The following is a 19,341-nucleotide window of genomic DNA, read 5'->3' as shown; positions in this document are numbered from 1 at the left end:
GTTCACACCTTAGCCACGAGCGGGCGACCCAACAGGCCTTGTGGGCGGAAGATAAGGATCAGCACCAGCAGCGAGAAGCTGAACACGTCCTTGTAGTCGGAGTTGATCAGGCCAGAGAACAACGACTCGGAAATACCCAGGATAATCCCGCCCAACATGGCGCCGGGCAGCGAGCCGATGCCGCCGAGCACCGCAGCGGTGAATGCCTTGATGCCGATGATGAAGCCGGCGTAGAAGTCGAAGGTGCCGTAGTTCATGGTGATCAGCACACCGGCAAGCGCAGCCATCACCGCGCCGATGACGAACACGTAGGAGATCACCCGGTCGGTGTTGATGCCAAGGATCGAGGCCATCTTGCGGTCTTGCTGGGTAGCGCGGCACATACGGCCGAGCTTGGTGTACTTGATCACATAGGTGAGCAGCCCCATGCCGACGAATGCGGCAATCAGGATGAAGATCTTGGTGTAGGTCAGTTGCACGAAGCCAGTGCCCACTTCGACGCGCCAGGCACCTTCGAGCAGGGTCGGCACGCCTTGCTGGCGGGCGCCCTGGCTGATCTGCGCATAGTTTTGCAGGATCAGCGAGATGCCGATGGCACTGATCAGCGGTGCCAGGCGGGTGGAGTTGCGCAGGGGTTTGTAGGCGATGCGTTCAATGGTGAAGCCATACACACCCGTGACGACGATGGTGAACAACAAGGTGCCCAACATCAGCAGGGGGAACGACTCGATGCCGAAATAAGCCAGCAATGCCAGGCTGATTGCCGCGAGGTACGCGGAAATCATATACACCTCGCCGTGCGCGAAGTTGATCATGCCGATGATGCCATAGACCATTGTGTAGCCGATGGCGATCAGGCCATAGACCGACCCGAGGGTCAGGCCGTTGACCAGTTGCTGCAGGAAAATACCATCCATAACGCAATCTCACCTGAGCGAGACTGCACAAGCGCCGAGCACGCCAGGCCACGGATAAAGCGGCCCTCGCAGCGCAGAACCGTGCAGGTCTCCGAATAAAGACAGGTACCGCAGGGGCATCGGCCCGGGCGCAGGCCCGGGCTGGCTGCCGTTGTTATTTTTGTTTTTCCAGCTGGTGGTACTTGCCGTCCTTGTCCCACTGGTAGACCACGTAGTCAGAGACAGTCAGGTCGCCTTTGCTGTCCCACTTCTTCTCGCCCATGACGGTCTGCACCGGGTTGGCCTTGAGCCACTTGGCAGCGTCTTCGCCCTTGTTGGACTTGGCGCCGTTGAAGGCAGCGGCCAGGGCTTGCAGCGAAGCGTAGGCGTAGAGGGTGTAGCCTTCAGGCTCGGTGCCGGCTTTGCGGAATTCTTCCACCACCGCCTTGCTGTCTGGCAGCATGCGCGGGTCGGCACCGAAGGTCATGTACACGCCGTCCACGTACTGGGCGCCGCCCGCGGTTGCGACCAGTTCGTCGGTGACGATACCGTCATCGGACATGAACTTGACGTCCTTCAGGCCTTGCTCGCGCAGCTGACGCACCAGCGGACCGGCTTCGGGGTGAAGGCCGCCAAAGTAGACCACGTCGGCACCGGTGGAACGGATCTTGGTCACCACGGCGCTGAAGTCTTTCTCGCCACGGGTCAGGCCTTCATACAGCACCGGCTTGACGCCACGCTTCTCCAGCTGCGCCTTGGTTGCATCGGCCAGGCCCTGGCCGTAGGTGTCCTTGTCGTGCAGCACCGCCACCTTCTTGCCCTTGAGCACATCGACGATGTAGTCACCGGCAACGATGCCCTGCTGGTCGTCACGGCCGCACATGCGGAACATGGCGCTCAGCCCGCGCTCGGTGACTTGTGGGTTGGTAGAGCCAGGGGTGATGGCGATCACGCCTGCTTCGTCATACACCTCGGAAGCTGGAATGGTGTTGGAGGAGCAGAAGTGGCCCACCACACCGATTACCTTGTCCTGATCGACCAGACGGTTGGCGACCGATACAGCCTGTTTCGGCTCACAGGCGTCATCGCCTTTGACCAGGATGATTTTTTCGCCGTTGACGCCACCGGCAGCGTTGATCTTGTCAGCTGCCGCCTGGGCACCTTTCATGTATTGCTCGCCAAACGCTGCGTTAGCCCCGGTCATCGGGCCCGCGACACCGATCTTGACGTCGGCCTGAACATACGAAGAAACACCCAGTGCCGTAGCCACGGCCAGTGCCAGGAAACCTTTCTTGTAAAACGTCTGCGACATGAGGTGGTGCTCCTAGAGTTTTTTTTGGTTGGCACTACAACTTCTCAGCCCTGTGCTCAGAGCAAGGGCCGTGCCATCGGTTTTGTCTTCCGGGAAATCACACTGTTGGGGCCGCGTCGAGGCGACCGACGGCCTTTTCTTTACTGAGTGTGCAACCGTCTGCCACGCGACAAGCGCCACCGTGCGCGCAAACAAGGAGCAACCACCGAGTGCCATCATTGCAACCCTGACAAGTGTTTACGTGCAACCACCCTGTAACAGCAGACGTCACCGAACTGCACACCCCTGGTGCGCAACTGCTACAGGCGGCACCGTTTCAAGGCTAGCTGGTGCACGGAAAAACACCTGATTTGTCTGTTTCGGCTTCTTCACACACGCACCCGCTCCCGCCGGTAACGCGTTGCCGGCAAGTTCGGCGCGTTTCCTGTGGCACAATGACCGCCATTCGCCGCTTTGGAGCCCACCCTGATGAGCGAGAGCGCATTCGCTGAGCGCATCGTGCACAACCTGCTCGACACCGACTTTTACAAGCTCACCATGATGCAGGGCGTGCTGCACAACTACCCGGATGCCGACGTGGAGTGGGAATTCCGCTGCCGCAATGGCGAAGACTTGCGCCCCTATCTGGGCGAGATCCGCAACCAGCTCGAACGGCTGAGCGAACTTACCCTCGATGATGGCCAGCTGGCCTTCCTCGAACGCATCAGCTTCCTCAAGCCCGACTTCCTGCGCTTTCTGCGCCTGTTCCGTTTCAACCTGCGCTATGTGCAGGTTGGTATCGAGGGCGACCAGCTGTACCTGCGCCTCAAAGGGCCCTGGCTGCATGTGATCCTCTTCGAAGTCCCGCTGCTGGCCATCATCAGCGAAGTGCGCAACCGCCACCTGCACCCGCGCATGCGCCTGGCCGAGGCCCGTGACCAGCTTTACCGCAAGTTCGACTGGCTACAGGCGCATGCCAGCGCCGACGAACTGGCCGAGCTGCAAGTGGCCGACTTCGGCACCCGCCGGCGTTTTTCCAGCCGCGTGCAGGAGGAGGTGGTGCGGGTACTGCGCGATGACTTCCCGGCCCGCTTCGTCGGTACCAGCAACGTCGATTTGGCATGGAAACTGGATATCAAGCCGCTGGGCACCATGGCCCACGAATGGATCATGGCCCACCAGCAGCTCGGCCCGCGGCTGATCGACAGCCAGATCGCCGCCCTGGACTGCTGGGTCCGGGAGTACCGCGGCCTGCTCGGCATCGCCCTGACCGACTGCATCACCATGGATGCCTTCCTCAGCGATTTCGACCTGTACTTCGCCAAGCTGTTCGACGGCCTGCGCCACGACTCGGGTGAGCCGGTGGCCTGGGCGGAAAAGGCCATCGCCCATTACCAGAGGTTGGGGATCGACCCGATGACCAAGACCCTGGTGTTCTCCGACGGCCTCAACCTGACCCGCGCGCTGCAGATCTTCCGTGCCCTGCGCGGGCGCATCAACGTCAGTTTCGGCATCGGCACCAACCTGACCTGCGACATCCCCGGCGTGGCGCCGATGAATATCGTGCTTAAAATGACCGACTGCAACGGCTCGCCGGTGGCGAAGATCTCTGACGAGGCCGCCAAGACCCAGTGCCGCGACGAGAACTTCGTCGCCTACATGCGTCACGTGTTCAAAATCCCCAGCAAGGAGTAACCCATGCAAGCCGTTCAGCAAGAGATTGCCCAGGCGCTCAACGTGCAGCCGCCGTTCGCAGACGCCGCTGCGCTCGAGGCCGAAGTCGCCCGGCGCGTGGCGTTCATCAAGGATTGCCTGGCCAACGCCCGCCTCAAGACCCTGGTACTGGGCATCAGCGGGGGCGTCGATTCGCTGACTGCCGCCCTGCTCGCCCAACGCGCCATCAACGAGTTGCGCGCCGAAAGCAGCGACCCGGCCTACCGCTTCATTGCCGTGCGCCTGCCGTACCAGGTACAGCATGACGAGCACGACGCCCAGGCGTGCCTGGAAGTGATCAACGCCGATGAAGTGCACACCGTTGATATTGCACCTGCCGTGCGTGCACTGGCCGCAGAGGTGCAAGCATTGAAAGACGGCTCGCCGTCACTGGTGGACTTCGTCGTGGGCAACGTCAAGGCGCGTACGCGCATGGTCGCGCAGTACACCATCGCTGGCGCCCGCGCTGGCCTGGTGATCGGCACCGACCACGCCGCCGAGGCAGTGATGGGCTTCTTTACCAAGTTTGGTGACGGTGCCTGCGACCTGGCCCCGTTGAGCGGCCTGGTAAAGAACCAGGTGCGGGCCATTGCGCGCAGCTTCGGGGCGCCGGAGTCGCTGGTGGAGAAGGTGCCTACTGCGGACCTGGAAGACCTGGAGCCAGGCAAGCCTGACGAGGCGTCGCATGGCGTGACCTACCAACAGATCGATGCCTTCCTGCATGGGCTGCCGGTTGAGCAGGAAGCGTTCGACATCATCGTCGCCACCTACCGCAAGACCCAACACAAGCGCGAACTGCCGTTCGCACCGTGAGACCTCTGGGGCCGCTTTGCGGCCCTTTCGCGACACAAGGCCGCGCCTACAGGACTGTAGGCGCGGCCTCGTGTCGCGAAGGAGGGCAAAGCCCTCCCCTGCTTCAAAGTGTCATTACTTGACGACTACCGTGCCTTTCATCATCGAGATATGGCCTGGGAATGAGCAGAAGAAGCCGTAGTCTGTACCAGCAACCAGCTTGGACACATCAAAGGTCACCGCGTCTTTTTCGCCCGCCCCAATGATCTTGGTGTGAGCGATGACACGCTCATCACCTTCTTTCAGATAGGACTTCTCGATACCGGCGCTCAGACCATCGGTCGCGATCGGCTGCATGTCAGCTGCCTTACTGATGACAATGTTGTGACCCATGACATTCTTTGGCAATTTGCCCGAATGTTCCAGGTTCACGGTGAATTGCTTGCAGCTCTTGTCGATGACGATTTCCTTGGTATTGAAGGACATCTGGTCAGTCGAGTCGACAGTTACCGAGCACTCGGCGGCGAAGACGGAGGCGCTGGCGAGGGTCAGCAGGGATACCGCTACAGCTTTCGCAAACATCATGAATCTCCTTGGCAGGGTTTTATCAATTGCGAGACTGCCTGAAACCGTTCAGCCCCTTGCTGACATGCATCAAAGGGTGTCAAGTGGCCAGCCAGTTGAATTGTTCAATGGATTGTATACAACCAATCTAAGGGCACATCATGCCCTTTTAATGGACGATGGGACAACCTCTCATTCAGGAGCAACTGCAATGGCCCTCTCAAGTTTCATGAACAGCCTGCTCGCCGCCTACGCCCACGGGGCCAGCGGTGCGATCTGTGAATTCTCCCGCCCGGAGTGACAACTGCCTTCGAACATTAAGGCCAGGCTTGTTTGATGCGGATGGACTCAACGAGAAGTCGCGTGGTTTTCTCGGCCTTGGCGGCGAAGTGGGTCGACAAGAAGCCTGATTGACCCAGAGGCTTTTGGGACCGCTTTGCGGTCCTTTCGCGACACAAGGCCACTCCAACATCGACCGCGCTGCCAAATGAATTGTGCTTGCGCGGACATTGCAGGAGCGGCCTTGTGTCGTGATGGGCTGCAAAGCAGCCCCAAGAATCAATCAGCGCGGAATGACAGGCTGGCGCGGCTTCTTGCTGCCTTTGCCACCACCTTTTGCCGCTTCCTTGCGTTCCTTGGCCGCCTGCTGGTTGCGGGCGAACGCTTCAGCCTTGGCCTTCTCACGCTTGTCCCACGGCTTGCTCCCATCACTGCCACGCGGCGGCAAACCGGTGTGCTGGGTGAGGATCTTCTGATCCTTGCCCACCTTGTGGCTGCCGGCCGGCGTCGAGTTCTTGCGCCGTGCACTCTGGTAGGTGTCGGTCTGTGGCTGGTGCAGCGGTATCAACTGATGCTTGCCCGGGCCGATGAGGTCGGCACGGCCCATACGCTCCAGTGCCTCGCGCAGCATCGGCCAGCCCTTCGGGTCGTGATAGCGCAGGAACGCCTTGTGCAAGCGGCGCTGCTCGTCGCTCTTGACGATCTCCACGCCTTCACTCTTGTAAGTGACCTTGCGCAGCGGGTTCTTGCCCGAGTGGTACATGGCTGTAGCCGAGGCCATGGGCGACGGGTAGAACGCCTGCACCTGGTCGGCGCGGAAGCCGTTGCCCTTGAGCCACAGGGCGAGGTTCATCATGTCTTCGTCGGTGGTGCCTGGGTGCGCAGCGATGAAGTACGGGATCAGGTACTGCTCTTTGCCCGCCTCTTTCGAGTACTTCTCGAACATGCGCTTGAAGCGGTCGTAGGAGCCGATGCCCGGCTTCATCATCTTGTCCAGCGGGCCACGCTCGGTGTGCTCCGGGGCAATCTTCAGGTAACCGCCCACGTGGTGGGTGACCAGCTCCTTGACGTACTCCGGCGATTCCACTGCCAGGTCATAGCGCAGGCCCGACGCGATCAGGATCTTCTTCACACCCGGCAGGGCGCGTGCCTTGCGATACAGCTCGATCAGCGAGCTGTGGTCGGTGTTGAGGTTTTCGCAGATGCCCGGGAACACGCACGACGGCTTGCGGCAGTGCTTCTCGATCTCCGGGCTCTTGCAGGCGATGCGGTACATGTTGGCCGTCGGCCCGCCAAGGTCGGAGACCACGCCGGTGAAGCCAGGCACCTTGTCACGCATCTCCTCGATTTCGTGCAGGATCGACTCATGGGAGCGGTTCTGGATGATCCGGCCTTCGTGCTCGGTGATCGAGCAGAAGGTACAGCCGCCGAAGCAGCCACGCATGATGTTCACCGAGAAGCGGATCATCTCGTAGGCCGGGATGCGCTCCTTGCCGTAGGCCGGGTGCGGAATACGGGCATAGGGCATGCCGAACACGTAGTCCATTTCCTCGGTGGTCATTGGAATGGGTGGCGGGTTGAACCACACATCCACTTCGCCGTGCTTCTGCACCAGCGCACGAGCGTTGCCCGGGTTGGTCTCCAGGTGCAACACACGGTTGGCGTGGGCGTAGAGCACCGGGTCGTTACGCACCTTCTCGAACGATGGCAGGCGGATCACCGACTTGTCGCGGGTCATGCGCGGGCTGTCGAGGATCTGCACGACCTTGGCTTCGTTCGGGTCTTCCTGGTCGCCCTTGGCCTGCTCGATGGCGCAGGCCTGGGTGTCCTGGGTATTGACGTACGGGTTGATGATCTTGTCGACGCGGCCAGGGCGGTCGATGCGGGTCGAGTCGATCTCGTACCAGCCCTCGGGCGTGTCACGACGCACGAATGCGGTACCGCGCACATCGGTGATGCTTTCGATGCTCTGGCCACTGGACAGGCGCTGGGCGACCTCGACGATCGCCCGCTCGGCGTTGCCGTACAGCAGGATATCGGCGCTGGCGTCGATCAGGATCGAATGGCGAACCTTGTCCTGCCAGTAGTCATAGTGGGCGATGCGGCGCAGCGATGCCTCGATGCCACCGAGCACGATCGGCACGTGCTTGTAGGCTTCCTTGCAGCGCTGGCTGTACACCAGGCTGGCGCGGTCAGGGCGCTTGCCGGCCATGCCGCCCGGGGTATAGGCATCGTCAGAGCGGATTTTCTTGTCTGCGGTGTAGCGGTTGATCATCGAGTCCATGTTGCCCGCCGCGACGCCGAAGAACAGGTTCGGCTCACCAAGCTTCATGAAATCGTCTTTGGACTGCCAGTTCGGCTGGGCAATGATGCCCACGCGAAAGCCCTGGGCTTCCAGCAGGCGGCCGATGATGGCCATGCCGAATGACGGATGATCGACGTAGGCATCACCGGTCACGATGATGATGTCGCAGGAATCCCAGCCGAGCAGATCCATCTCCTCCCTGCTCATCGGCAGGAAAGGTGCTGGCCCGAAGCATTCGGCCCAGTACTTGGGATAGTCGTAGAGTGGTTTGGCTGCTTGCATGTCAGTGACCGGTTCTGTTGTGCAGGGAAATCGCGGGCGCGGAATATAGCACAAAATTTGACCAAATCCGACGATAGCCGTCGGATTCATACGCTAGTGGGCTGTGATACCCGCGTAGCCTTTTATTCGTCGTCGTCGAAGTTGTACATGCCCGGTGCGAGGTTCTCGAAGCGGGTGTACTTACCGATGAACGCCAGGCGGACGAAGCCAATGGGGCCGTTACGCTGCTTGCCGATGATGATTTCGGCAACGCCTTTGTGCTCGGTCTCCGGGTGGTACACCTCATCCCGGTACACGAACATGATCACGTCGGCGTCCTGCTCGATTGCACCCGATTCACGCAAGTCGGAGTTCACCGGGCGTTTGTTCGGGCGCTGTTCCAGGGAGCGGTTGAGCTGCGAAAGGGCGATGACCGGGCAGTTGAATTCCTTGGCCAGGGCCTTTAGCGAGCGGGAAATCTCGGAAATTTCGTTGGTCCGGTTGTCACCGGCCGAGCCCGGGATCTGCATCAGCTGCAGGTAGTCGACCATGATCATGGCGATCTCGCCGTGCTCACGCGCCAGGCGGCGGGTACGCGCCCGCATCTCCGAGGGGCTGATGCCGGCGGTATCGTCGATGAACAGCTTGCGGTCGTTGAGTAAGTTGACCGCCGACGTCAGGCGCGGCCAGTCGTCATCGTCCAACTGACCGGAACGCACCTTGGTCTGGTCGATGCGGCCAAGGGACGAGAGCATACGCATGATCAGCGACTCACCTGGCATCTCGAGGGAGAACACCAACACCGCCTTGTCGGTACGCAACACGGCATTTTCCACAAGGTTCATGGCGAAGGTGGTCTTACCCATCGACGGACGGCCGGCCACGATGACCAAGTCGGCAGCCTGCAGGCCGCTGGTTTTCGCGTCCAGGTCGGTGAACCCGGTGGAAACACCGGTGATGTCGCTGTCGGAGTTGAACAGCGTGTCGATCCGGTCGATAGCCAGGGTCAACAGTTCGTTGACGCCCACCGGGCCGCCGGTCTTGGGCCGCGCCTCGGCGATCTGGAAGATCTGCCGTTCGGCATCATCGAGGATTTCGGCGGCATTGCGCCCTTGCGGGTTGAAGGCGTTGTCGGCGATGTCGGTACTGATGCTGATCAGCTGGCGCAACGTTGCCCGCTCGCGAATGATCGCGGCGTAGGCCTTGATGTTGGCAACCGACGGGGTGTTCTTGGCAAGCTCTGCCAGGTACGCCAGGCCGCCAACCTGGGTCGACAAGCCTTCCTTGTCCAGTTGCTCGTGCAGGGTGACGACGTCGAACGGCTGGTTGGCGTCGGCCAGCTTATGCACGGCACGGAAGATCAGGCGGTGGTCATGCCGATAGAAATCGCCATCCGAAACCTGATCCAGCACCCGCTCCCAGGCGTTGTTGTCCAGCATCAGGCCACCGAGCACGGCCTGTTCGGCCTCGATGGAATGCGGCGGCACCTTGAGGGCAGCGGTTTGCAGGTCTAGCTGTTCGGGATTGGTGATCTCGTTCATGGCCACGAAAGAATTCTGGAGGATGAAAAAGACAAAGGGCACGGCCTGTTCAGAGACAGGACGTGCCCGATGTTAACCGGGCAGCCCGCGAGGAGCTACCCAGTCAGCGCAGCTTAGGCAGCTACGACGACCACACGTACGGTGGCTTCAACGTCGCTGTGCAGGTGCACGGCTACGTCGTATTCGCCAACCTGACGGATGGTGCCGTTCGGCAGACGAACTTCAGCCTTGGCCACTTCAACGCCGGAGGCGGTCAGGGCGTCAGCGATGTCGTGGGTGCCGATCGAACCGAACAGCTTGCCTTCGTCGCCAGCGGTGGCAGTGATGGTCACTTCCAGCTCGGCCAGTTGGGCAGCGCGGCTTTCAGCCGACGATTTACGGTCAGCAGCTGCTTTTTCCAGCTCGGCGCGACGCTCTTCGAACGCAGCCAGGTTGGCGGCGTTGGCAACGGTGGCCTTGCCGAATGGCAGCAGGAAGTTACGGCCGTAACCAGCCTTAACCTTAACTTTGTCGCCCAGGTTGCCCAGGTTAGCGACTTTTTCCAGCAGGATCAGTTCCATTTGGTAAAACCTCTTAACTTTTAACCTTCACCGTTCGCGGAGTCATTCCCCTCAGGGGACTTGCGACCGCGAAAATCAATCAGGCTGTCGACAATGGCCAGAACCACGAGCAACGGATAAATCAGCTGCAGTATCAGCGGCAGTGTCACGTACATGCCGACCAGCCAGAAACCGGCCAGCCGGCCCTGTGCCACCAGCCCATGCATCAAGGCGATGCCGGCCAGGACGAGCACCAGGCTGGACGCGGAAGCCAGGACGATGAACTGCGGGCCGATGAACGGACCCAACACCATCGCGGCAACCAGAGCCAGCATGACTGCCCGCGGCAACTTCAGGGCGCGAAACTCGCGACCGAAGCCTCCAGGGTTGTACAACGCTGCTTGCCAATAACGCGCCAGCATCAAAGCCAGCACGCTGAACAACTGCAGCATCACCGCTGTGGAAGCGACCAGCACAGGGCCGATCAGCTCACCGGGAATGACTGGCTTGCCTTCGATTTGCGGCAACGCTTCGGAAAGCGCCTTGGCCAACACTTCGAAGGTTTCGCGCAGTACCGCGTCCAGGATGAGGCTGTAGACCAACCCCAACACAACACTGGACAACAACACCCGGCTCCAGGAATGCCCGGCACGCAACAAGGCGGCCAGCCCCAGTGTTCCCAACAGCACCAGCAAGGTGCTTGGATCACCGAAGGCCCAAATGGCCACCGCCGGCAAAAGGCCGAAAGCGATGACCGTTGAAGCGTCCTTGAACCCGCGCCGCAGCAGCACAAGGCTCCCGGCAGCGGCACTCAACCAGAACAGCAGCGGTAATACCGCACTCACGACCACCACCAAGGTGGCCTGCACACGACCGCGCATGATGAAATCAGCCAACGCTCGCATGCTTATCCCTTACTACTTGTCGACGACCCGGTCTCAGCGGCCGTGGCTGTCGGTGTAGGGCAGCAGGGCCAGGAAGCGGGCGCGCTTGATAGCGGTAGCCAGCTGACGCTGATAACGAGCTTTGGTACCGGTGATACGGCTTGGAACGATTTTGCCGGTTTCGGATACGTAAGCTTTCAGGGTGTTGAGATCTTTGAAGTCGATCTCTTTCACGTCTTCAGCAGTGAAGCGGCAGAATTTACGACGACGGAAGAAACGTGCCATGTAATAGGCTCCTCAAAAGGTCCGTGGATTACTCGTCAGCGTTATCGCTGGAGTCGCTGTCATTGCTGTCGTCGCCTTCGGCGGAGTCAGCATGCTCAGGACGCTCACGACGCTCACGGCGCTCGCTGCGGTTCTCTTCGGCCTTCAGCATCTCGGACTGACCGGTTACGGCTTCGTCGCGACGGATGACGAGGTTACGGATCACGGCATCGTTGTAGCGGAAGTTGTCTTCCAGCTCGGCCAGGGCCTTGCCGGTGCACTCAACGTTCAGCATCACGTAGTGAGCCTTGTGAACATTGTTGATTGCGTAGGCCAGTTGACGACGGCCCCAGTCTTCCAGGCGGTGGATCTTGCCACCATCTTCTTCGATCAGCTTGGTGTAACGCTCAACCATGCCGCCGACTTGCTCGCTCTGGTCCGGGTGAACCAGGAAGATGATTTCGTAATGACGCATGAATGCTCCTTACGGGTTAGTAGTCTGCCAGCGTATCTGGTCAGACAAGGAGTGAATGACACTGTATGTCTTGCCATGGAGGGGAGGCACATGTGCGCCTGCCAGCTCGGCAAGGGGCGCAATTGTAGAGAAGGCGGTGCACACAAGCAAGGTGATTGGCGATTATTTGAACAGCCGGAAACACTTTACCTTGGGCGAGCCCTACCGCCAGCTCGCCGGCTTGCAGCGAAGCACCACAGCCATTGAACCTGGCGTGGTGCTTTGGGGAGCCGGCTTACCGGCGATAGGGCCGCTACAGTGTCGACAGATCAGCGCTTGGCCTGGCGCTGGCGCACTGCCTCGAACAGGCAGACGCCCGTAGCCACTGAAACGTTCAGACTGCTGACGCTGCCCGACATTGGCAACTTGACCAGGAAATCGCAGTGTTCACGGGTCAGCCGGCGCATGCCCTTGCCTTCCGCGCCCATGATCATCACCAACGGGCCGGTCAGGTCCTGCTGATAGATCTCCTGCTCGGCCTCACCGGCCGTACCCACCACCCACAGGCCACGCTGCTGAAGCTTCTCCAGGGTACGCGCCAGGTTGGTCACCGCCACCAGCGGAATCACTTCCGCTGCGCCGCAGGCCACCTTGCGCACCACCGGTGTCAGCGTCGCCGATTTATCCTTGGGCACCACCACTGCCGTAGCCCCGGCAGCATCGGCGGTGCGCAGGCAGGCGCCGAGGTTGTGCGGGTCGGTGACGCCGTCCAGCACCAGGATCAGCGGTGGCGTTTCGGTGCGCTCGAGCAACTCCTCGAGCATCAATTCGCCCCACACCTGGCTTGGGCTGACCTCGGCAACAACGCCCTGGTGCACGCCCTCGACCCAGGCATCGAGCTCACGGCGCTCGGCCTGGCCAACCTGCACACGGTTTTCTGCGGCCAGCGCCAGCAACGCCTGGATGCGTGGCTCGCTGCGCCCTTCCGACAGCCAGATCTGCTTGACCCGCTTCGGATGGTGCTGCAGCAGCGCCTGCACGGCATGCACACCGTAGATTTTTTCCAGCTGACTCATGACTTGTTCTTGCTCTTGCGTGGCGCGCCGGATTTCGGCGGGCCTTTACGGTGCTTGGTGGGCTTGCCGGAGGGCTTGCCGCCTTTGTCCGACTTGCTGCCGGCGTTGCCGCCAGTGCGCGCGTCGGTCATCAGCGCCTTCTTCATTTCGCGACTTTTGCGCACTTCAGCATTACGCTGCACGGCATCTTTCGGGAAGTAAGCCTCGGCGGTCTCGCTCTTGCGGCTGCGCGGTTTCGGTGTGGCCTTGGCCTCCACCACTGGCTGCTGCTCGGCCTTTTCTGCAGCCGGTGCGGCGCCACGGCCCTTGCGCCCTATCGGCGCAGCGAGCTGCTGATCGGACACTTCGAAGTCGATCTTGCGCTCGTCTAGGTCAACGCGCATGACCTTGACCTCGATGGTGTCGCCCAGACGGAAGCTACGCCCGGTGCGCTCACCCGACAAGCGGTGATGCACGGGGTCGAAGTGGTAGTAGTCACCCGGCAGCGCACTGACGTGCACCAGGCCTTCGACGTAGATATCGGTCAGCTCGACAAACAGCCCAAAACCGGTGACCGCAGTGATCACACCCGGGAAGGTCTCGCCCACACGGTCCTTCATGAACTCGCACTTGAGCCAGTTGACAACGTCACGGGTGGCTTCGTCGGCGCGGCGCTCGGTCATGGAGCACTGCTCGCCGAGCTGGTCGAGGGTGTTCACGTCGTACGGATAGATACGCGCCTTGGGAATGCTCATGGCGCCGGCACGCTTGACGTGCGGAGTATCGACCTTGGAACGGATGATGCTGCGGATGGCGCGGTGCACCAGCAGGTCCGGGTAACGACGGATCGGCGAGGTAAAGTGCGTGTACGCCTCGTAGTTCAAACCGAAGTGGCCGTTGTTGTCGGTGCTGTACACCGCCTGGCTCAGCGAACGCAGCATCACCGTCTGGATCAGGTGGAAGTCCGGGCGCCCGGCAATGCTTGCAAGCAGTGCCTGGTAGTCCTTGGGCGAAGGGTCCTTGCCTTTGTGCAGGCTAAGGCCCAGCTCGCCGAGGAAGGCACGCAGCTTTTCAAGGCGCTCCGGTGGCGGGCCATCGTGCACGCGGTACAGCGCCGGCACGCCATGCTTGTTGAGGAACTCGGCCGTGGCGACGTTGGCCGCCAGCATGCATTCCTCGATCAGCTTGTGGGCATCGTTGCGCACGGTCGGGCGGATTTCCGCGATCTTGCGCTCTTCACCGAAGATGATGCGGGTTTCCTGGGTTTCGAAGTCGATGGCGCCGCGGGCGTGACGGGCATCGAGCAGCACCTTGTACAGGTTGTACAGGTTCTTCAGGTCCGGCAGGACCTCCTGGTACTCCTCGCGCAGCGCCTTGCCCTCGCGGGTACGGGCATGCTCGAGCATGCTGCTGACCTTGTTGTAGGTCAGGCGGGCATGGGAGTGGATCACCCCTTCGTAGAACTGGTAGTCGACCATCTGGCCGGCCTTGTTCATGGTCATTTCGCAGACCATGGCCAGGCGATCGACGTGCGGGTTCAGCGAGCACAGGCCGTTGGACAGCTCCTCAGGGAGCATCGGGACAACACGCTCGGGGAAGTACACCGAGTTGCCACGCTGCTGCGCCTCGACATCCAGGGCAGAGCCCAGACGCACGTAGCTGGACACGTCGGCGATGGCCACATAGAGGCGCCAGCCACCAGAGAACAGCCGCAGCTTGCCAAGCGGCTCACAATAAACAGCGTCGTCGAAGTCGCGGGCATCTTCGCCGTCGATGGTGACGAAGGGCAAGTGGCGCAGGTCGATACGCTTTTCCTTGTCCTTCTCTTCGACATCGGAGCGGAACTTGCGCGCTTCCTTGATTACGTCCTGGGGCCAGACGTGCGGGATGTCATAGCTGCGCAGGGCAACATCGATTTCCATGCCCGGCGCCATGTAGTTGCCGATCACTTCGACCACATCGCCTTGTGGCTGGAACCGCGGGGTTGGCCAGTGGGTGATCTTGATCTCGACGAACTGGCCGATCTTGGCGCCACCGTTACGACCCGCGGTCACCAGCACTTCCTGCTGGATCTTCGGGTTGTCCGGCGTCACGTAACCGATGCCGCCTTCTTCGAAGTAGCGGCCGACCACACTTTCGTGGCCGCGGGAAATGACTTCTACCAGCACACCTTCACGGCGGCCACGGCGGTCGAGCCCCGAGACACGCGCCAAGGCACGGTCGCCATCGAATACCAGGCGCATTTGCGACGGGCTGAGGAACAGGTCGTCGCTGCCATCGTCAGGGATAAGGAAGCCGAAACCGTCGCGGTGGCCGGAGACCCGGCCGCAGATCAGGTCCAGTTTGTCTACCGGGGCATATGTGCCGCGCCGGGTATAGATAAGCTGGCCGTCACGCTCCATGGCGCGCAGACGACGGCGCAAGGCTTCGATCTGATCTTCTTCGTAAAGACCGAACTCGGCCGCCAGCTCCTCGCGCGCGGCCGGTTCGCCACGGTCGGCAAGGCGCTGCAGGATCAGCTCACGGCTGGGGATAGGGTTGTCGTATTTTTCCGCTTCGCGAGCGGCCTCGGGATCGAGGGATTGCCAATCGGCCATCAGAAGGGGTTCACCTTGGGGTATATAGATATGAATTCTGGCATAGGCCTATTGAAACCGGAAATGTCGGGCTTGGACAGCCCCAGCAGCATGTCCGCAGTGCGGCAATAGGCGTGTGGAATCAACAAGTTGAATTTTTTGAAATTTTTTTTGATCAAGGGCTTTACAGCCCCTGGGAGCGTCCGTATAGTGCGCACCACAACGACGGACAACCCCGAAGTTGTAGTAGAGATGAACGGCGCTGTAAAGCATCTTTTTATCTCGAATGTGTGCCCAGGTGGCGGAATTGGTAGACGCGCTGGTTTCAGGTATCAGTGACCGCAAGGTCGTGGAAGTTCGAGTCTTCTCCTGGGCACCAAGTATTTCAAGTAACAGATGACCAAGGATCTGTTACTACTGTGTGAAAGCGAACGATAGTCGCCTTCATCAGACGATGTAAAGCTTTGCCCAGGTGGCGGAATTGGTAGACGCGCTGGTTTCAGGTATCAGTGACTTAACGGTCGTGGAAGTTCGAGTCTTCTCCTGGGCACCATTCAAAAAACCCACTAGCTTGCTAGTGGGTTTTTTCTTGCCTGCGATTTTTGTGTCACCCTCCCCTGCAGGGCCAGCCATCCGACGATGGGCTAACCATGAATTTCTCGTCACACGGCCACTTGAGAAACGATTTCGTTTACCATTGTTTCCAAATATGTAGCCGTAAGCGAGGAAGTACCCGCATGACGATCCGTCCGCAACCGCTGATGCGCACCCTGGCCGCCGCTGTCCTTAGCCTGGTGATGGGCGCTCCGGCCGCCATGGCAGACGACCCGGTCACTCTGACCATGTACAACGGTCAACACAAGGAAATCGGCGAAGCCATCGCCAAGGCCTACGAGGCCAAGACCGGCATCCATATCAATATCCGCAAAGGCAGCAGCAATCAGCTGGCCAGCCAGATCATCGAGGAAGGCGACCGCTCGCCGGCCGACATCATCTACACCGAAGAATCGCCACCACTGAACAACCTGGGCGAACTGGGCTTGTTGGCGAAGATCGATGACGCCACGCTGAACATGCTGCCCAAGGAATACGTTGCCGCCAACGGTTCCTGGATGGGCGTGACCGCCCGCACCCGCGTGGTGGTGTTCAACCCGAAGAAGATCGACGAGAAAGACTTGCCGCAATCGGTAATGGATTTCGCCAACCCCGAGTGGGACGGCAAGGTCGGTTTCGTACCGACCAGCGGTGCATTCCAGGAACAGGCCGTGGCCATCCTCAAGATGCACGGGCGTGACGCTGCCGAAGAGTGGCTGACCGGCCTGAAAGCCTTCGGCAAGACCTACACCAACAACATGGTCGCACTCAAGGCCGTGGAAAAAGGCGAAGTCGCCGCCGTGCTGGTGAACAACTACTACTGGTACGCCCTGGAGCGCGAGCGCGGCAAGCTCGATTCGAAGCTGTATTACCTGGCCGACGGCGATGCCGGTGGCCTGGTGACCATCTCCGGCGCCGCAGCGGTCAAGGCCAGCAAGCACCCGAAAGAAGCGCAGGCCCTGCTCAACTGGATGGCCAGCGAAGAAGGTCAGCGTGTGATCACCCAGACCACCGCTGAATACCCGCTGCACAAAGGCATGGTCTCCGACCGTGGCCTGAAGCCGTTCGAAGACCTGCGCCCGCCGAAAATCTCGCCGGCCGACCTGGGCAATGCCGAGGAAGCGCTGGAGCTTGAACGCGAGGTCGGCCTGCTCTGATGACCGCCGCCCTGTCCGAGCCGGTGCCGGTACGCTTCGTACCGCGCCGCAAGCGCCCCTCCATCTGGGTGGTGCTGCCTGTACTGTTTCTGGTGGCGATGAGCTTGCTGCCATTGCTGTACGTCGCGATGAAAGCCTGGGAAGCCGGCTGGCGAGAAGCCTTGCACCTGCTCTGGCGCCCGTTCGTCTGGGGCCTGATGCGCAACACCCTGATGCTGATGGTCGGGGTGACGGTGGCGTGCATGGTGGTTGGCCTGGCGCTGGCGTGGCTGCTCGAACGCAGCAACCTGCCGGGCCGTCGGCTGTGGGGCGTAGTGCTATGCCTGCCATTCGCCGTACCTTCGTTCGTCAGCAGCTTTACCTGGGTGTCGCTGAGCTCGGACTTCGAGGGGCTGGGCGGAGCTATCCTGGTCATGGCCCTGTCCAAGTACCCGCTGATATTCCTGCCGGTGGCCGCCACCCTGCGCAACCTCGACACTTCGCTTGAAGAGTCGGCGCGCACCCTGGGCTGCAGCCGCTGGGGCGTTTTCACCAAGGTCACCCTGCCGCTGCTGTGGCCGTCGATGCTCGGCGGCGCATTGCTGATCGCCCTGCACATGCTGGTGGAGTTTGGCGCGTTGTCGATCCTGGGCCTGCAGACCTTCACCACGGCGATCTACCAACAGTTCGAGCTGGAGTTCAGCAACGCCAACGCCGCCATGCTCTCGGCGGTACTGCTGGCACTGTGCCTGGTGATGCTCTGGCTGGAACTGAAGGTGCGCGGCAAGGCCCGCCACGTACGCATCGGCCAGGGCGTGGCACGCCGCGCGCAGCCGGTACGCCTGGGTAGCTGGGCGCCGCTGGCGCAACTGTTCTGCCTGGGCCTGGCGATACTGGGCAGCGGTATTCCACTGGCCATGCTCGGTTACTGGCTGAGCGTGGGGTCTTCGGCGGCGTTCCCGGTGGCGGAGATTTCTAAGGCGCTGCTGACCTCCCTGTCGGTGTCACTGGGCGGCGCCGGTTTCTGCGTGCTGCTGGCGTTGCCGGTGAGCTTCCTGGTGGTGCGCTACAAAGGCCGCCTGGCGCTCTGGGCCGAGCGCCTGCCCTACCTGCTGCATGCCCTTCCCGGCCTGGTGATCGCCCTGACGCTGGTAGTGTTTTCCCTGCACTACGTGCCGGCGCTGTACCAGACCACTGCGTTGCTGTTGCTGGCCTATGCGCTGTTGTTCCTGCCTTTGGCGCAGGCCCCTGTGCGCACCGCGCTGAACAAGGCATCGCCAACCCTGGAAGAAGCCGCCCGCACCCTGGGTGCCAGCAGTTTCGCGGCGTTCTGCCGGGTGACCTTGCCGATCATCTTCCCAGCATTGGCGGCCGCCTTCGCACTGGTGTTCCTCGATGCCATGAAGGAGCTGACTGCCACCCTGCTGCTCAGCCCGACGGGCATGACCACCTTGGCCACCGAGGTCTGGGCGCATACCGCCAACGTCGAGTTCGCGGCGGCGGCACCTTATGCGGCGTTGTTGATTGTGGTTTCGGGGTTGCCGGTGTATCTGCTGACTACGCGGATGTATTTGAACAAGGCCTAAGAATTTGCCCAGGCTGCCATGCGGCCTGGGCTAGCGTTACACGAATCGATCTAAAGTAATAAAAAACGGAACCCCACAAGAGCGCTTAATAGCACAAATAGTAATAAGTGCAATCCAACCAGCACACGCTTTAGTCGACGAGGAAAGCCTCTTACTTCATCCAAGTCAACGAGCCCTCTGCGCGCATACATCTTTGGCATCATCAGTATCATGGAAATCGAACCTGTACGCATGAGCTTTCCAACTAAACCGGCACTGGAAAAAACCCTTCTATAATCACGAACAATACGACTATTTGGCATCATTGCCTCGAACGATTCGACGTAATAATGCGCCACATAAACAATAGCCAGCATGCTAAATATCATAGGCCCCATGATCAACAGCCCAATCAACCCAGGATGAATAGAAGTCACCTTAGAGCCCCTTCATAAATCACCTCCCCAATAACTTCACCTGTTTTGCCACCTACTTCACCACCTAACATACCGCCTGTAACCCCCCCAGCAAGAAGCTTGCAGCTGGCACTGTCCAGGTATTTGGTGAAGGTGAAATTGGTGAGGGTGGTGCGCCCTGAAGATGCGCCACCCGCAGAACTTGCGGTGGCAGAG

At 60.7% G+C, this 19,341-nt stretch carries 16 protein-coding genes, 2 tRNA genes and 1 pseudogene; 6 read left to right on the top strand and 13 right to left on the bottom strand.

Annotation, left to right across the window (positions count from 1 at the left end; translation table 11 throughout):
• Positions 1-2 precede the first annotated feature (2 nt).
• The gene (locus ACEWE8_RS18855; protein WP_012316457.1) at positions 3-917 is read right to left on the bottom strand and encodes a branched-chain amino acid ABC transporter permease; all 915 of its coding nucleotides are present in this window, start codon (positions 915-917) and stop codon (positions 3-5) included.
• A gap of 154 nt (positions 918-1,071) precedes the next feature.
• Complete coding sequence (locus ACEWE8_RS18850) at positions 1,072-2,208, bottom strand: branched-chain amino acid ABC transporter substrate-binding protein (protein ID WP_012316458.1); 1,137 nt, start codon at positions 2,206-2,208, stop codon at positions 1,072-1,074.
• 468 nt (positions 2,209-2,676) lie between these two features.
• Here ACEWE8_RS18850 and pncB point away from each other — a divergent pair, with 468 nt between their 5' ends.
• Both pncB and nadE read left to right on the top strand, forming a co-directional pair.
• A complete protein-coding gene (gene pncB, locus ACEWE8_RS18845; RefSeq protein ID WP_046787811.1) occupies positions 2,677-3,882 on the top strand; it encodes a nicotinate phosphoribosyltransferase in 1,206 nt (401 codons plus the stop codon).
• Between the two features lie 3 nt (positions 3,883-3,885).
• Positions 3,886-4,713 (top strand): ammonia-dependent NAD(+) synthetase, encoded by an 828-nt coding sequence (gene nadE, locus ACEWE8_RS18840; RefSeq protein WP_012316460.1) that lies wholly within the window; start codon positions 3,886-3,888, stop codon positions 4,711-4,713.
• A 114-nt stretch (positions 4,714-4,827) separates the two neighbouring features.
• On the opposite strand, the gene azu is transcribed toward nadE, so the two are convergent.
• The 9 genes from azu to rnr form a co-directional block, all read right to left on the bottom strand.
• On the bottom strand, positions 4,828-5,274 hold the full coding sequence (gene azu / locus ACEWE8_RS18835; protein WP_046787810.1) for an azurin: 447 nt from the start codon (positions 5,272-5,274) through the stop codon (positions 4,828-4,830).
• Between the two features lie 544 nt (positions 5,275-5,818).
• Complete coding sequence (locus ACEWE8_RS18830; protein WP_046787809.1) at positions 5,819-8,122, bottom strand: YgiQ family radical SAM protein; 2,304 nt, start codon at positions 8,120-8,122, stop codon at positions 5,819-5,821.
• Positions 8,123-8,244: 122 nt separating this feature from the next.
• The gene (gene dnaB / locus ACEWE8_RS18825; protein WP_046787808.1) at positions 8,245-9,642 is read right to left on the bottom strand and encodes a replicative DNA helicase; all 1,398 of its coding nucleotides are present in this window, start codon (positions 9,640-9,642) and stop codon (positions 8,245-8,247) included.
• 113 nt (positions 9,643-9,755) lie between these two features.
• Positions 9,756-10,202 carry a 50S ribosomal protein L9 gene (gene rplI, locus ACEWE8_RS18820; RefSeq protein WP_012316464.1) on the bottom strand — a complete coding sequence of 149 codons (447 nt, stop codon included), beginning with the start codon at positions 10,200-10,202 and terminating at the stop codon, positions 9,756-9,758.
• 20 nt (positions 10,203-10,222) lie between these two features.
• The gene (locus tag ACEWE8_RS18815; RefSeq protein ID WP_046787807.1) at positions 10,223-11,086 is read right to left on the bottom strand and encodes a hypothetical protein; all 864 of its coding nucleotides are present in this window, start codon (positions 11,084-11,086) and stop codon (positions 10,223-10,225) included.
• A gap of 33 nt (positions 11,087-11,119) precedes the next feature.
• Complete coding sequence (rpsR, locus tag ACEWE8_RS18810; RefSeq protein WP_003249563.1) at positions 11,120-11,350, bottom strand: 30S ribosomal protein S18; 231 nt, start codon at positions 11,348-11,350, stop codon at positions 11,120-11,122.
• Positions 11,351-11,378: 28 nt separating this feature from the next.
• A complete protein-coding gene (gene rpsF / locus ACEWE8_RS18805) occupies positions 11,379-11,804 on the bottom strand; it encodes a 30S ribosomal protein S6 (protein WP_003249557.1) in 426 nt (141 codons plus the stop codon).
• Between the two features lie 308 nt (positions 11,805-12,112).
• Positions 12,113-12,859, bottom strand: coding sequence for a 23S rRNA (guanosine(2251)-2'-O)-methyltransferase RlmB (gene rlmB / locus ACEWE8_RS18800; protein ID WP_012316466.1), 747 nt, complete (start codon positions 12,857-12,859; stop codon positions 12,113-12,115).
• Positions 12,856-15,435 carry a ribonuclease R gene (gene rnr / locus ACEWE8_RS18795; RefSeq protein ID WP_046787806.1) on the bottom strand — a complete coding sequence of 860 codons (2,580 nt, stop codon included), beginning with the start codon at positions 15,433-15,435 and terminating at the stop codon, positions 12,856-12,858. Before rnr ends, rlmB begins: the two co-directional genes overlap by 4 nt.
• Before the next feature lie 271 nt (positions 15,436-15,706).
• Here rnr and ACEWE8_RS18790 point away from each other — a divergent pair.
• The 4 genes from ACEWE8_RS18790 (at position 15,707) to ACEWE8_RS18775 (ending at position 18,730) form a co-directional block, all read left to right on the top strand.
• Positions 15,707-15,793 (top strand) — tRNA-Leu (locus ACEWE8_RS18790).
• Between the two features lie 87 nt (positions 15,794-15,880).
• A tRNA-Leu gene (locus tag ACEWE8_RS18785) sits at positions 15,881-15,967 on the top strand.
• Positions 15,968-16,151: 184 nt separating this feature from the next.
• Complete coding sequence (locus ACEWE8_RS18780) at positions 16,152-17,165, top strand: extracellular solute-binding protein (protein WP_012316468.1); 1,014 nt, start codon at positions 16,152-16,154, stop codon at positions 17,163-17,165.
• Positions 17,165-18,730: an iron ABC transporter permease gene (locus ACEWE8_RS18775; RefSeq protein WP_012316469.1), complete on the top strand. Its 1,566-nt coding sequence runs from the start codon at positions 17,165-17,167 to the stop codon at positions 18,728-18,730. The genes ACEWE8_RS18780 and ACEWE8_RS18775 overlap by 1 nt, the downstream gene beginning before the upstream one ends.
• A 50-nt stretch (positions 18,731-18,780) precedes the next feature.
• On the opposite strand, the gene ACEWE8_RS18770 is transcribed toward ACEWE8_RS18775, so the two are convergent.
• Both ACEWE8_RS18770 and ACEWE8_RS18765 read right to left on the bottom strand, forming a co-directional pair.
• Positions 18,781-19,146: a hypothetical protein gene (locus ACEWE8_RS18770; RefSeq protein ID WP_125924570.1), complete on the bottom strand. Its 366-nt coding sequence runs from the start codon at positions 19,144-19,146 to the stop codon at positions 18,781-18,783.
• A 74-nt stretch (positions 19,147-19,220) separates the two neighbouring features.
• A pseudogene (locus ACEWE8_RS18765) lies at positions 19,221-19,341 on the bottom strand (type VI secretion system tube protein Hcp); the annotation flags it as partial.

The sequence above is a fragment of the Pseudomonas sp. TR47 genome, from assembly GCF_044143025.1.
Classification (GTDB): domain Bacteria; phylum Pseudomonadota; class Gammaproteobacteria; order Pseudomonadales; family Pseudomonadaceae; genus Aquipseudomonas; species Aquipseudomonas putida_E.
This window is presented reverse-complemented; position numbering and strand designations above follow the sequence as displayed.